This window comes from Pseudoalteromonas sp. MQS005 (assembly GCF_001661605.1).
Taxonomy (GTDB): domain Bacteria; phylum Pseudomonadota; class Gammaproteobacteria; order Enterobacterales; family Alteromonadaceae; genus Pseudoalteromonas; species Pseudoalteromonas tetraodonis.
This window is the reverse complement of record NZ_LYRQ01000077.1, coordinates 1-14647: the sequence shown is the minus strand read 5'-3', so window position 1 is coordinate 14647 and position 14647 is coordinate 1. Positions and strand designations below refer to the sequence as shown.

Annotated in this window: 9 protein-coding genes and 1 pseudogene; 8 read left to right on the top strand and 2 right to left on the bottom strand. The window is 42.0% G+C overall.

What is annotated here, in order from left to right; genetic code table 11:
• On the top strand, positions 1-856 hold an 856-nt coding region (locus A9479_RS18355), incomplete at its 5' end, for a DUF6279 family lipoprotein (protein WP_082918355.1).
• A gap of 111 nt (positions 857-967) precedes the next feature.
• A complete protein-coding gene (locus tag A9479_RS18350; protein WP_197487275.1) occupies positions 968-1990 on the top strand; it encodes a GGDEF domain-containing protein in 1023 nt (340 codons plus the stop codon).
• On the opposite strand, the gene A9479_RS18345 is transcribed toward A9479_RS18350, so the two are convergent.
• Positions 1987-2925 carry a LysR family transcriptional regulator gene (locus tag A9479_RS18345; RefSeq protein ID WP_008112392.1) on the bottom strand — a complete coding sequence of 313 codons (939 nt, stop codon included), beginning with the start codon at positions 2923-2925 and terminating at the stop codon, positions 1987-1989. The genes A9479_RS18350 and A9479_RS18345 overlap by 4 nt on opposite strands.
• Positions 2926-3043: 118 nt before the next feature.
• Here A9479_RS18345 and A9479_RS18340 point away from each other — a divergent pair, with 118 nt between their 5' ends.
• From A9479_RS18340 to A9479_RS18320, 5 genes are all read left to right on the top strand, one after another.
• The gene (locus tag A9479_RS18340) at positions 3044-4213 is read left to right on the top strand and encodes an efflux RND transporter periplasmic adaptor subunit (RefSeq protein WP_064664214.1); all 1170 of its coding nucleotides are present in this window, start codon (positions 3044-3046) and stop codon (positions 4211-4213) included.
• Positions 4214-4222: 9 nt separating this feature from the next.
• Positions 4223-7372: an efflux RND transporter permease subunit gene (locus A9479_RS18335; RefSeq protein WP_064664213.1), complete on the top strand. Its 3150-nt coding sequence runs from the start codon at positions 4223-4225 to the stop codon at positions 7370-7372.
• Positions 7365-8777: a TolC family protein gene (locus tag A9479_RS18330; protein ID WP_064664212.1), complete on the top strand. Its 1413-nt coding sequence runs from the start codon at positions 7365-7367 to the stop codon at positions 8775-8777. Before A9479_RS18335 ends, A9479_RS18330 begins: the two co-directional genes overlap by 8 nt.
• An 8-nt stretch (positions 8778-8785) precedes the next feature.
• The gene (locus A9479_RS18325; RefSeq protein WP_064664211.1) at positions 8786-9811 is read left to right on the top strand and encodes a zinc-binding dehydrogenase; all 1026 of its coding nucleotides are present in this window, start codon (positions 8786-8788) and stop codon (positions 9809-9811) included.
• Positions 9812-10102: 291 nt separating this feature from the next.
• Complete coding sequence (locus tag A9479_RS18320) at positions 10103-12358, top strand: acyl-CoA dehydrogenase (RefSeq protein WP_013463185.1); 2256 nt, start codon at positions 10103-10105, stop codon at positions 12356-12358.
• Positions 12359-12531: 173 nt separating this feature from the next.
• Here the strand turns inward: A9479_RS18320 and A9479_RS18315 are convergent, their stop codons facing one another.
• Positions 12532-13500 (bottom strand): integron integrase, encoded by a 969-nt coding sequence (locus A9479_RS18315; RefSeq protein ID WP_064664210.1) that lies wholly within the window; start codon positions 13498-13500, stop codon positions 12532-12534.
• Positions 13501-13729: 229 nt separating this feature from the next.
• On the opposite strand from A9479_RS18315, the pseudogene A9479_RS18310 reads away from it, so the two are divergent.
• Positions 13730-14568, top strand: a pseudogene (locus tag A9479_RS18310) (AadA family aminoglycoside 3''-O-nucleotidyltransferase).
• Positions 14569-14647 lie beyond the last annotated feature (79 nt).

Sequence of the window (14647 nt, the reverse complement as noted above, 5' to 3'; positions counted from 1 at the left end):
TAATTTAAAAAATATAAAACTAAGCAAAATTATTTTTATAACCAGTTTATTGTTTATTGCCAGTTGTTCTACTTCCTTTGCTTATAACAACCTTGGTTGGCTGTCTTCGTTTTGGATAGACGATTATGTCGACTTAAACAAAAGCCAATCAACGCAGTTAAAAGTGATTATTAATAACACCCGAGATTGGCACCGAGAGGTTGAGTTACCAAAATATAAAGCCGATTTACTCGACTTAAGGCAGTTGCTCGATAAACAAGCCGATACAGCGCAGTTAATGGCAAAAATAACGCAGGTAAAGCAGCATTGGCGCAATTTACTTTTGTACGCGAGTGATCCCTTAATCGAGCTGGCAAAAACGTTAACTCCATCACAACGCAGTGAAATGGTAGAAAACATTCGCGATCAAATTAATGACGAAATAAAAGAGCACGCTTCATTAACCAAAGAGGAGCATCAGCAGTCTCGTTTAGACAAGCAACTAGACTACTACGAACAATGGCTTGGTAAGCTCACCTCAGAGCAGCGAACGCTAGTGTCACAAGCCAACAGTGAATATATCAGTACCAGCAATTTATGGTATGACTATAAACTAACTCGGTTAGGTGCACTTGAAGCACTGTTTAATCAGCAAACCCTTGATGATGCCCAATTTGCGCAGCAGTTACGCACTATCATTACAGAACGAGAGCTGTTTATGAGTGCTGAACTCATTGAGAGAAATGAGGAAAATTTAAGGGCATACGCACAGTTGCTGGTTAAATTAAATCAAACCTTAAGCCCTAAACAAATCGCACATGTTGATGAGGAATTTTCTGACTTGGTTGGCACAGTTAATGAACTGCTTACAGAATAGCTGCATTTAACCAGTCCTTTTTGCTTATTTTAAAGGGGGTTGTTAAGCATAAAGTTGTGATTATTGCATTTCAGGGTTAATATAAACCATTAGTTTTGATTTAAGTTTTTTATGGATATAGCCGCTCTTAACAGTACAAAAATATTACGTAAGCATGTCTTAAAATGGATGTGTTTATTTTTTGGTTTGCTGTCATTTATTTTTGCTGTGTTTAACCTATCAAAAAATCATTTTTATATTGTAGGCGGCTTAGAGGTGTGTTTTTCCGCACTTTGTTTTTATATTTTTATACAATTGGTTAAAAACAAGCAACGAAACTGGTATGCCATAACGGTTTGTATGACTGTAACGCTAGTTATATTATGTGGAACCTTTTTGGCACCACTTAAAAATGGTTTGTTTTTGTGGGCGTTTTCTTTACCCATTTTGTATTATCTACTTCTTGGTCGAAAATACGGTATTATGTTATCGGCCACACTTTTGGTTATGCAATCATCAGTGTTGCTTTATAAATTACCAAGCCCTTATTTTTCCTCTTTTAACCTAGCGCTCAACTTACTGTTTATTTATATTATTATATGGGTCATTTCTCATGTTTTTGAAGGAAATAGGGCCGAATTTTCGAAGCGACTTAAAAACTTGGCCTTACTTGATCCTCTCACGGGGGCAGGAAACCGTTTGTCTATGAGTCATTATTTTGAAGTGGAGATAAAAGACAAGTCACAGTTGTACTTGTTTTTAATTGATCTTGACCACTTTAAACAAATAAATGATGAATACGGCCATGATGTAGGAGATAAAGTGCTGGTTGAGTTGGCAACTCTATTTAGGATTACTTTTGCAAAAGGGTATGTGTTTAGGGTGGGGGGTGAAGAATTTTCTTTAATGAGCAATTTTGATAGTGCACAATCCGCGCTGGCAATGGCTGAAAATCTTAGACAAGCCGTTGCAAATAAATATATTGAAGCCAATGGTATAACCATAAATTTAACAGCCAGTGTTGGCGTTGTTAAGTACCAACAACAAAATTTGGCTGAATTAATAGCGCAAGCAGATAAGCAACTTTATAAGGCAAAAGATGCGGGGCGCAATGCGGTTTTTTCTGATATTAACCTCTGTGCAGATGCGGCTTAATACATTTGATCAAAATTAGGAATACTGTTCTCCCAAATCGGCCTTTCTTTGCCAATGTATTCACGCACGGCATCAAAAAACAATCGTGTTCTTACCGGTAAATCTCGGTGTGGGTATACAGCATACATTGCACTGTGTTCCATTAATTTTACATCGGTAAGTAAGGGCACCAGTTGCCCATCAATCACTTCTTTATCTAAAATAAATGCCGGCGCTAAAAAGTAGGTGGTGCCAGAGAGGGTTTTCATCAGTAATACTTCTGCATCGTTTGCTCTAAACACACTTTTTATTTTTTGCTCGCAGTGCTCGCCAGTGTGGTTATAGTAATTTATGCCTTCTACCCGCAGTGAGTTGCTGGCATAACTGGCCGCTGGCAATTGTGCCAAATCAGTGATTGTTGTTGGCATACCGTATGTTTCTATAAACGCTGGCGCGGCTAATAGTAACAAACGATTACGGGCAATTTTACGAGCAATTAATGATGAGTCTTTGGGTTCACCCACTCTAAAGGCTAAATCAAATCCCTCAGATACAATATCAACCAGTCGGTCATCTAAACGCAGTTCTACTTCCACTTGTGGAAAGCGTTTTTGGAAATCGTTGATCACTGGCTGTAAGTAGCGTCGACCTATTAAAGTCGATGCGGTCACTTTCAATACGCCGCGTGGCTCTTGGTGGTAGTTTTCTGCCATGCGCACCGTTTCGCCAAGCAGGCTTCGCAGCTCACCCGCTTTTTTTATCATTTCAGCGCCCGCTGCTGTAAGAGAGAATGAGCGGGTTGTTCTGTTTAATAGTCTTACCCCAAGTTCATCCTCTAACCGACTAATTTGCTTAGAGATCACTGAGCGGTCAATATTTCGTATTTCGGCTGCTTTTGCAAATGAGCCTTGCTCTACCACTTCAAGCAGCATTAATAGTCGACTGGTTGTATCCATTATTTCATCACTTAGTGAGTATTGATGCCATTTTGGCACTAATGAATTTAAAAATCTATTGTTTTTGTCATCAAGTATGTTCCGTATTATGCAATGCTAAATTAAAAGGAGCGTCGTTATGAACAAACACTTAATTGCTACAGCACTATCTGTTGCATTAATCACACTGGCCGGTTGTGCCGATGAAAGTACAGCGCAATCAGCCCCCGCACAGCAACAACAAGCTATTGATGTAGCCGAAGTCTTGGTTAAGCCAGTTCAAAGTTGGCATACCTATACAACACGCTTAGAGTCACCGCAAAAAGTGGCATTAATGCCGCGTGTATCCGGCATTATTGAGCAAATTGAATTTAAAGAAGGGGATAGCGTTAAACAAGGCGATGTATTATTTCGTTTAGACGATCGCTCATTCGCTGCAACCGTTGACAGTTTAAGCGCTCAGGTAAAAAGTGCTCAAGCAGCACTTGAACAAGCAAAAAGCGAAGCATCGCGTGCTGTACGCTTAACTGAGCGAAAAGCCATTTCGACTGAGCAAGCACAAGCGCGTACATCGACTTTACGTCAGCGTGAAGCACAACTTGCTGCACTGCAAGCGCAGCTTAAAGCTGCAAAGCTCGATTTAGAGTTTACGTCAGTGGTTTCTCCTATTGATGGCGTGATTTCTCGCGCAAATATTACCAAAGGTAACAACGTACTTGCAGGGCAAAGCGTGCTTACTTCAATTGTTTCTAATGACAAAATGTACGCTTACTTTGATGTCGATGAACGTACTTGGAATAGCGCATTTGACGAAGTAACAGCTGCAAGCAAACAGCCTGTTGTAATGCAAAAAGTAGGGCAAGACGATTTTAACTATAGCGGCCATATTAACTTTATAGATAATCAAATTAACGTATCTACAGGCACTTTACGCGTTCGTGCGGTATTTGATGATCGTAGTAACGAGCTGCGTTCGGGCTCATTTGCACGCATTAAGTTAGCTGCTAATGCAGTGCGTGAAACTGTCATTATTCCAGACAGAGCCATAGGCACAGATTTAAAAAATCGCTTTGTGTTAACGGTAGGCGAAAACAATGTGCTGCAGTATAAGCTTGTAACGGTAGGGGAGCGCTATGGATCGTTGCGAGCCATCACATCAGGACTTGAGCAAGGCGATGTTATTGCTGTAAATGGCCCAGCTCGTGTAGGACCCGGTATGCCGATATCACCAAATAAAGTGGCAATTAATACCCAAGGCGTTGCATTTACGCTAAGTGCTAACCCTGCCGATTTAGTTGCTAAGCAATAAGGTTATTAGATGAAATTTTCACACTTTTTTATACAGCGACCGATTTTTGCGGCCATGCTGTCGTTGATTATTTTAATTGCAGGTAGCATTTCATTATTTCAGCTGCCTGTCAGTGAATACCCAGAAGTTGTACCACCAACAGTGGTTGTGACTGCCAGTTACCCAGGTGCTAACCCGACGGTTATTGCACAAACAGTGGCAACACCGCTTGAGCAAGAAATAAATGGCACCGAAAACATGCTGTATATGTTTTCACAAGCAACCAGTGACGGACGTATGACGCTCACGGTGACATTTGCGTTAGGCACTGATTTAGACCGTGCCCAAGTGCAAGTGCAAAACCGAGTAAATAGTGCGCTGCCGCGTTTGCCACAAGAAGTGCAACGTTTAGGGGTTGTTGCTGAAAAATCATCACCCGATTTAACCATGGTGGTGCATTTATATTCACCCCAAAACAGCCATGACACCGCGTATTTATCAAATTATGCCGATTTAAATATTAAAGATGAAATAGCGCGTTTACCTGGTGTGGGTGATATTCGTCTATTTGGTGGCGGTAAATATGCAATGCGAGTTTGGCTTAACCCCGATGCGCTAGCATCACGTGAGCTTACTGCAAGTGACGTGGTCAATGCACTACGCTCGCAAAATCAGCAAGTTGCAGCGGGTAGTTTAGGTGCGCAACCGATTTCAAATGACAGTCAGTTCCAAATTCTATTAAACGTCAAAGGACGCCTTAATAGCATTGAAGAGTTTAAACAAGTCATTATTAAAGTTGGGGAGCAAGGGCAGCTTACGCGTTTGTCAGACGTGGCACGTGTTGATTTAGGCCAAGATTCTTATGCATTGCGTGCTGAGCTTGATAATCAACCCGCTTTAGCGATGCCAATATTTCAACGTCCAGGGTCAAATGCCATTGAGCTCTCTGATCAGGTGCGTGAAACTATGGCACGCTTATCAAAAGACTTTCCAGCAGGTGTTGAATACGACATTGTTTATGATCCAACGGTATTTGTTCGTGGTTCAATTGATGCGGTGATCGCCACTTTACTCGAAGCAATCGTGCTGGTGGTGATTGTGGTTATTGTGTTCTTACAAACCTGGCGCGCGTCTATTATTCCGTTAATTGCGGTGCCTATTTCACTCATTGGTACGTTTGCCGTAATGCAGTGGCTTGGAGTGTCTATTAATACCTTATCGCTATTTGGTTTAGTACTGGCAATCGGTATCGTGGTTGATGACGCAATTGTGGTCGTAGAAAATGTTGAGCGAAATATAGAAGATGGCTTATCACCGCTTGAAGCCACCCGCGTGGCAATGACGGAAGTAACCGGCCCTATTATTGCGATTGCATTAGTATTATGTGCGGTATTTATTCCGACGGCTTTTATTACTGGGCTTTCAGGGCAGTTTTATAAACAATTTGCATTAACCATTACGATTTCAACGGTAATTTCGGCGTTTAACTCATTAACGCTGTCGCCAGCACTGGCCGCTTTATTGTTAAAATCACATGATGCCGAGCCTGATGCGTTTACCCGCGTGCTTAATAAATTATTTGGCCGTTGGTTATTTCAACCTTTTAACCGCGTGTTTGACCGTGGTGCTAAAGGGTATGAAAAGCTGGTACAAAAGCTTATTCGTATGAGCGTTGTGGTTATGGTTGCGTATATTGCTTTAGTTGGCGGTACGATTAAATTGTTTGATGCGGTGCCGGGTGGCTTTATTCCACAACAAGATAAGCAATACTTAGTCGCTATTGCGCAGTTACCTGACGCTGCCAGTTTAGACCGTACAGAAGCGGTGGTAAAACAAATGCAGCAAATTGCATTAGAGGTACCTGGGGTTGCGAACACGGTAGCGTTTCCTGGTCTTTCAGTGAATGGTTTTACTAATAGCCCAAATAGCGGCATCGTATTTACGCCACTGGCGCCTTTTGCAGAGCGTACCGATCCGAGTATGTCGGCTTCGGCTATTGCAGCGCAACTAAACCAACGTTTTGCGGCCATTGATGAAGCCTTTGTCGCTGTGTTTCCACCACCGCCAATTCAAGGCCTTGGCACCACAGGTGGCTTTAAATTGCAAATAGAAGATAGAGCTAACAAAGGCTTTGAAGCCTTATTTAACAGTTTGCAATCAGTGATTGCTGCGGCGCAAAAAGATCCAGCGTTAATGGGGCTGTATTCAAGCTTTAGAATTCAAGTACCACAAATGGATATTGATATTGACCGTGAGCAAGCGCTTATTCAAGGCATTCCATTAGATGAAGTGTTTAACTCGTTGCAAATTTATTTAGGCTCAGTGTATGTAAACGACTTTAATTTGTTTGGTCGTACTTATCAGGTTAATGCTCAAGCTGATGCTGATTTTAGGGTAGACCCAGAGCAAATACTAAACCTAAAAGTGCGTAATCGTGCGGGTAACATGGTGCCACTAGGCTCAGTATTAACGGTAACGCCTACTATTGGTCCTGATCGTGTAATGCATTACAACGGCTACCCAAGTGCAGAGCTTAATGGCAGCCCAGCGCCTGGTTATAGTTCTGATCAAGCGCAATTGGCGATTGAAGCTGTACTAGCAAAAACATTGCCTACTGGCATTGAATATGAGTGGACTGAGGTAACGTACCAGCAAGTATTAGCCGGTAATACCATGGTGTATGTATTCCCTCTGGTTGTATTACTGGTGTTTATGGTACTGGCCGCACAGTATGAAAGCTTACGTTTACCACTGGCCATTATTTTAATTGTACCTATGACTATTTTCTCAGCGTTATTAGGAGTGTGGTTTGTAGGTTCAGACAACAACATATTTACCCAAATAGCGTTGATTGTACTGGTCGCATTGGCTTCTAAAAATGCCATTCTTATGGTGGAATTTGCTAAAGATAAGCATGACACCGGATTATCGCACCTTGAGGCTATGTTAGCGGCGTGTCGATTACGTTTACGTCCAATTTTAATGACATCAATTGCCTTTACCGCAGGTGTTATACCGCTTGTATTGGCAACCGGTGCTGGGGCAGAAATGCGCCATGCCATGGGTAATGCGGTGTTCTCGGGCATGATTGGGGTAACTGTGTTTGGACTATTATTTACACCGGTGTTTTATATGCTGGTGGTAAAAAAGCAGCGCGTTGAGGAGTCTTCACATGACTAAATTTAACTTAAGCGCCCTTAAATTATCGCCATGGCTGAGTTCTGTATTAGCGGTTGCTGTGTTATCAGGTTGTGCGAGTAAAATTGACACAGCCGCTCAGCAACAACAGGTTAATGAGTTTGTTGCCAAGGCAATATCTGCAGAGCAATTTATGGGTGAAGATGAGCAAAACTGGTGGCACAAGCTGGGCTCAGCGCAGCTAAACCAACTGGTGAGCAACGCACTTGCTAATAATTACGACTTACAAACTAGTCAGCTGGTATTAAAAAGCGCTTTGGCGCGTATTGGCGAGCAACAAGCGCAATACTTACCGCAAGGAGGTATTGAGATTGGTGCAAAGCGAAGCGGACTAGGCAATACCAATAGCCGGCAATCAAGTGCGAATGTAGCACTTGATTGGCAGCTCGACTTATTTGGTCGAATTACTGCGTTAGTCGATGCCGCGAATTCACAAGCAATGAGCCAAGCTGAGCAAGTTAGGTTATTGCAAATTGAAGTGGTGTCGGCTGTGGTTAAAGGCTTTGTGAGTTATCAAGGTAATCTGCAAAAGCAGCAAATTATTGAGATGCAAATAGAAGCGCTTGAACAAAGCATTCAAGTGCTACAGGCCCAAGTTGATGAAGGTGTGGCTAATGAGCTCGACTTAAACCGCACTATGGCGCAACTTAGACAGCAGCAAGCCTTGGTGCCGGCAATTGAATATGCCAAGTACCGTGACTTATCTACTTTGGCCGTATTAAGCGCGCAAACTACGCAATCACTGAGCATTAATGATGAACGTACTATATTAACTAAGGCTTTTGCGGTGTCATTGGCAAAGCCTAATGATGCAATAGCATTAAGACCTGATATAAGTCGTGCTTTATTTGATTTTAGCCAAGCAAATAGCCTGAGTGTAGCAGCCAGCAAAGCTTTATTGCCGGATATTAGCTTAAGCGGCTTTGCAGGCGTGTTAAGTTTAGGGAGCAACGGTTTTAGTGATACCCAGCAGCAATGGCAAGTAGCGCCGCAATTGCAGTGGTCATTATTAAGTTACCCTGCGCTTTTAGCAAAACGCGATGCGCAGCAGTTTTTAAGCCAAGCGGCGTATACTGACTACCAGCAAGTGGTATTAAAAGCGATTAACGAGAGTGAACTTTCTCTGCAATTATTGGTCAATCAAGCACAGCAATCGCGCTTTGCTGATGAGCGTTATCAATTTGCTAATAATGCATTTTTACAAGCACAAGCAATGTACGAAGAAGGGCAAATTCCTTACTTAGAGTTGTTAGATGCGCGTCAGGATGTTTTAATAGCGCAAGAAAATGCCGTTGATTCAACTATTTCATCGCTACTTGCCAAGGTAAATGCCTACCAGTCATTTAATGGGCGATGGAGTTACGCGTTAAGTAATACTAACAAGTAGAGTTTTTGATGCCTAATACTGCAGATACAAACCCAAATACTACTCCTACATTAATGCGCTCTATTGTGTTATATGAGCCCAATGAGGATATTAACTTATCGGATACTCAGTTACCTGTGCCTCAGTGCACAGGGAATGAGTTATTAGTAAAAGTAGAGTACGTTGGTTTAAACCCGGTGGATGCACAATTTGCCAAGTCTGGCTTTTGTACGTGGCAATACCCGCATGTTTTAGGCTTGGATGCAGTGGGAACAGTGGTTAAAGCGGGTAAAGGTATTTTTCCTGGGGTAGGGGAGCGTGTTATGTGGCACGCCAGCGTAGGTGAGCAAGGGGTACTGAGCGAATACGCAAAAGTACCTAATTATGCGGTGTCTATTATTCCCAAGCAATTAGCCAGTGAAAAAGCTGCAACTTTACCCTGTGCCGGAATGGCGGCATTGATCAGCTTAGATAAACTATCAGTAACTGAGGGCGATACACTTTTTGTTGAAGGTGGTGCTGGCGCTGTAGGGCAATTTGCTATTCAGTTTGCCAAGCAGCGCGGTGCAGATGTATTTACCACCGCCTCTAAGCGCAATCATAAGTTAGTTAAGCAACTCGGCGCCGATGTGGTCTTTGATTACAACGATAAAGCCTTATGTGACAAAATTCGTCGAGAGTTAGGTCCACAAGGGTTTGACGCTGTTATTGATATTATGGGTGGGGAATCGACCATTCAAAATATCGAACTAATGCGTTTTTGTGGTCGTATTGCTTGTTTAAATCCACTCCCTAACTTTGAACAGCAGCTAATGTATCGGCGTGCGCCTAATATTAGTATTGTCTCCTTAGGAGGTGCGTGGCTAGCTAACAGCTTATGTGCGCAGCAGCGGATGAGTTTTATGGGCAATTTGTTGCTTGAAACGGTAGCAAATGGCGAGATAATTCCTCCAGAAGTTTTAGCTGTTGATTTTAATGCAAACGCTGTTTCGGCTGCATTAAATAACCAGTTAGCAGGTGGTTTTACTGGCAAACAGGTAGTTAAAATAAGTTAGACTCGATTTAATCTCTCGCTTTTAAAAAACGCAGCTTAATTTTAAGCTGCGTTTTTTGTTTTTAGCCTCTCCTAAAACAGGCTTTGATTGCCTTAGTGGTCTGAATTATTAATTTTTTAACAAAAAAATTAATTTTCAGCGTACAAGTGTAAGGCTTTCTATTTCAACAGTTTACGTTCAGGTAAAGAAAATAAATTGCAAAAACTGTTAATTAATTGAATAGAGTAATTGATCTAAAGCGATTTTTATGACGTAATGTAGGTATTATTTATCTGGTCGGATGAGTTCGTTATGAGTTTACGTACAAAATTAAAAAAAGTATTACCAAGCATTTCAGTTACTGAGCAAGAAGCGCTAGACGCTGGCGATGTATGGCTAGAAGGGTCTATCTATCGAGGTAAACCAGATTTCAGCGCGCTACGCGACGTACCTGCGGCTAAATTAACCGCAGACGAGCAAGCGTTCTTAGATGGCCCAGTACAAGAATTACTTGGCATGATTGACGATTCAGTCATTCAAAATGGTATTCATTTACCAAACGACATTTTAGAGTTTTTGAAAAAAGAGCGTTTCTTCTCGCTGATCATCCCTAAATCGTTTGGCGGTTTAGAGTTCAGCCCATACGCTAACTCAACAATTGTAGGTACAATTGCGACTAAAAGCTCAGCGGTTGCGGTAACCGTAATGGTACCAAACTCGTTAGGCCCGGGTGAGTTACTTCTTCACTTTGGTACAGAGGAGCAACAGGCACACTACTTACCACGTCTTGCAAATGGTACAGACATTCCATGTTTTGCACTAACCAGCCCAGAAGCAGGCTCTGATGCAGGCGGTATTCCAGATGTAGGTACTGTAACTAAAGGTATGTACAACGGTGAAGAAGTACTCGGCTTAGAAATCACATGGGACAAACGCTACATTACACTCGCGCCAATTGCTACTGTACTTGGTTTAGCGTTTAAAGTGGTTGACCCAGATGGTCTACTAGGTGGTAAAGAAAACCTAGGTATTACCTGTGCACTTATTCCAAAAGAGCACCCTGGTGTAGAACTTGGTAACCGTCATGATCCTATGGGTATCCGTTTTTACAACGGTACTACACGTGGTAACAAAGTATTTGTACCAATGGACTTTATTATCGGTGGTCAGAAAAACATCGGTCGCGGTTGGCAAATGCTAGTTAGCTGTTTAGGCGCAGGGCGTGGTATTTCATTACCAGCACTGGGCGTAAGTACTGCCCAAGTTGCATTTAAATCAGCTTCTGAGTACGCAGCAGTGCGTGAACAGTTTGGTTTATCAATTGGTCAATTTGAAGGTATTCAAGAAAAGCTAGCTGACATTGCAGGTAAAACATACCTACAAGAAGCAATGCGAGTACTTACAACTGAAGGTTTAGGCATGGGCTTAAAACCATCGGTAGTGACTGCAATCGCTAAATACCATATGACAGAGCTTGGTCGTGACGTGCTTGACTCAGCAATGGATATTCAAGCAGGTAAAGCAATTCAGAATGGTCCACAAAATACATTAGCGAGTGGTTACGTGGCGCAGCCTATTGCCATTACGGTAGAGGGCGCGAACATTCTTACTCGTAACCTGATGATCTTTGGCCAAGGTGTTATGCGTTGTCACCCATACTTACAATCTATGGTTGAGTCTATCCACAGCGATGACAAAAACGCAGATGCAGAATTTAACGGTATTTTACGTAAGACGATTGGCTACAGCACAGCAAATAGCTTACGTGCATTCCGTTTAGGTGTATTACCGTTTACTGCTGGTGCAAACTCAGCACTACCAGAAGTACGTGACTACGAAAAAGCAGTACATAAACTATCAGCTAAATTAGCTGTATATGCTGACTTTTCGTTACTAGTACTTGGTGGTAAATTAAAGCAAGCTGAGATGCTTTCAGCACGTTTAGGCGATGTAATGAGCTTCTTGTATGCAGCTATGGCATCTATTAAGTATTACGAACAAAAAGTAGCAAGCAGCGAGCGTGAGCAAGCGGCTCCTTACTTCCATTATGCGACTCGTTTTGCACTACAAAGTGCTGAAGAAGCATTGCACAAGTTCTTAGACAACTTCCCTGCAAGTGGTACTCGTAAGTTCATTCGTTTCATTACTATGAACTACTCAACTAAAATGCCAAAAATCAGCGATGATTTAATTCGTGAATTAGCAAAACAAGCTCAGCTTGATACAGCATTTAAAGCGCAAATTACGCATTTAGTTAAGCCAATTGAAGGTGATGGTCATCACATCAACGAGCAAGCTTACAAAGCTAAAATGGCATCACTTGAGTTATTAGCAAAAGTGAAAAAAGCGCTACGTGCTAAAACCTTTAAGCCGGGTACGCGTTTTTCAATCACGCTTGAAAATGCACTTGCTGCAAAAGTAATTAACGACGCTGAATTTGTTCAGTTAAGTGATTACAACAAAAAACGTGAAAAAGCGATTCGTGTTGATGAGTTCGATTTCGATATGAACATCCTAGACGACAACGCACAGCCAGTTAATCCGCTTAAAAGCGTGGTTAACCAATAAAATTCAATAATGCAAAGCGCCTGCAGTTTAGGCGCTTTTATTGATACAAAATTAGTGTGGAGTCCTGCTTGAGTAATATTAAGCGGGGCTTTTTTATGTTTTTCAAAGTAGAAATAGATAGCGGTATTGGTCTTAAAGCGAATATGTATACGTAGAGGATTAAAAAGAGACACTTATAATCTTGAAAAAGGGCTAACAACCCCGTTGGCACCTTGTTGCAGTACATGGGTATATATTTGTGTGGTTTTAACATCAGAATGGCCAAGCTGAGCTTGAACAGTTCTTATATCGGCGCCATTTTGCAGTAGATGAGTAGCAAAAGAGTGTCTTAATGTATGAGGTGTTATTATTTTTGTTAATCCTGATTTTTGGACGGCTTTTTTCACCTCTTTTCTAATACAAGAGTGATGAAAATGATGTCGTCTTATTTCACCACTTTGAGGATCTGAACTTAATATATGAGAAGGAAATAAATACTGCCACGCAAGCGATTTTGCGGCACTTGGATATTTTTTTGTTAAAGCATATGGCATCCATACGCCAGAATATTCCGTACTATTTAAATCCAGTTTTAAATAGTCATCAACGTTCAAAATTTGATTTCTCAGCATAGGTATTAGCTCTGTGGCCAGCGTAACAATGCGGTGTTTATTACCTTTTCCATTCCATACTTGAATGCATTTATAATCAAAATCAATATCTTTCACCCTTAATTGCACCGCTTCCATTACTCTTAAGCCACTTCCATACATGAGGGCTGCAATTAAATAATAGCGCTTATTTAAATGAGCCATCAACATTTTAACTTCCTCTGGGGTCATAACTACAGGGAGCTTTGCTTGTTTTTTACTATGGGCAAAATTTAAGTTTAACGACAGTTCATTTTTTATTATATGCTTGTATAAAAATGACAATGAATTGAGTGCTGTGGCTTGCGTTCGTGGTGCAACATTTTGCTTTAACACTAAATGTTCTAAGTAGCGTTCGACTTCATTGTCTCCCATTGAGGCGGGGTGGCGCTTATTATGAAAATGAATATAAGATGCAATCCACCTCAGGTAAGTATCTACGGTACGTAATGAATACTGACGCACTAACATATATTCAGCGATATAATTTAAAAATGGGGAACGCGTTTTCATATTTTCACTAATAAGAATACTGTGTTTATATACAGCTTAGTTGTTTTGCTCACATATTCAAGAAAATGCGCGCCGAGCGCACTTTCTTCTTTCTTATTATATTTAGTACCAAGAAAAAATTATAGCTGGTAATGAGTTAAGTTATTTGTTAAAAAGTAATTAATAAATATATTAGCGTAACGTTGGTAGAAATATACGCGACGAGCGCACTATAAAATTGTTAGACATCATGAGGGTAGCGGTGACCATCGAAATTTCGAACCAACTATCAGAGGTGCTAAGCGTCATTGAGCGCCATCTGGAATCAACGTTGCTGGCCGTGCATTTGTACGGCTCCGCAGTGGATGGCGGCCTGAAGCCATACAGCGATATTGATTTGTTGGTTACTGTGGCCGTAAAGCTTGATGAAACGACGCGGCGAGCATTGCTCAATGACCTTATGGAGGCTTCGGCTTTCCCTGGCGAGAGCGAGACGCTCCGCGCTATAGAAGTCACCCTTGTCGTGCATGACGACATCATCCCGTGGCGTTATCCGGCTAAGCGCGAGCTGCAATTTGGAGAATGGCAGCGCAATGACATTCTTGCGGGTATCTTCGAGCCAGCCATGATCGACATTGATCTAGCTATCCTGCTTACAAAAGCAAGAGAACATAGCGTTGCCTTGGTAGGTCCGGCAGCGGAGGAATTCTTTGACCCGGTTCCTGAACAGGATCTATTCGAGGCGCTGAGGGAAACCTTGAAGCTATGGAACTCGCAGCCCGACTGGGCCGGCGATGAGCGAAATGTAGTGCTTACGTTGTCCCGCATTTGGTACAGCGCAATAACCGGCAAAATCGCGCCGAAGGATGTCGCTGCCGACTGGGCAATAAAACGCCTACCTGCCCAGTATCAGCCCGTCTTACTTGAAGCTAAGCAAGCTTATCTGGGACAAAAAGAAGATCACTTGGCCTCACGCGCAGATCACTTGGAAGAATTTATTCGCTTTGTGAAAGGCGAGATCATCAAGTCAGTTGGTAAATGATGTCTAACAATTCGTTCAAGCCGACCGCGCTACGCGCGGCGGCTTAACTCCGGCGTTATGTTTACTTAGATATGGAGTTTCTAAATTGAAAGAAGTAGTAATAGATATAATGTTTGCTGGCTTATT